Origin of the sequence: Cryobacterium sp. RTC2.1 (assembly GCF_035018685.1) — a bacterium.
Taxonomy (GTDB): domain Bacteria; phylum Actinomycetota; class Actinomycetes; order Actinomycetales; family Microbacteriaceae; genus Cryobacterium; species Cryobacterium glucosi.
Map to the genome: position 1 here is coordinate 1 of NZ_JASJXJ010000347.1, position 547 is coordinate 547.

The 547-nt window shown below is 68.0% G+C and carries 1 protein-coding gene; it reads right to left on the bottom strand.

Annotated elements, in window-relative coordinates; genetic code table 11:
* A partial coding sequence (locus QN357_RS19225) for an undecaprenyl-diphosphate phosphatase (protein WP_323505431.1) occupies positions 1-547 on the bottom strand: 547 nt, incomplete at both ends.

Here is a 547-nt window from a genome sequence, read left to right on the forward strand (position 1 = left end):
GGCATAGGCGACGAGGAAACTGACGACGGTCGCGACGATCGTGGGCACCCAGCCGACGGAGGCCGAGATGTCGCTCGCCGAGGAGAGGCCCTCATAGGCGCCCGCAGCGGTCAGTGCCGGGATGGCGAGGAAGAAGGACAGCCGGGTCGCGGCGACCCGGTCGAGGTTGCGGAACAGGCCGGCGCTGATGGTCGCCCCGGAGCGGGACACCCCGGGGATCAGTGCGACACACTGCATGACGCCGATCACGAGCGCGTCCTTGAGGGTCGTCGATTCCTCCGGGCGGTTGCGCTTGCCGACACGCTCGGCGATGAACATCACGACACTCCAGCCGATCAGCCCGGCAACGACGACCCACAGGTTGCGCAGTGGCCCCCCGATCAGGCCCTTTCCGAGAAAGCCGACGATGCCGATCGGCACCGAACCGGCGATGACGTACCAGGCGAAGCGGTAGTCGTGCGCGAGTCGCGCCTCCCGGTGGAAGAGGCCCTGCCACCATGCAACGGCCAGGCGGATGATGTCGGCCCGGAAATACAGGATCACCGCG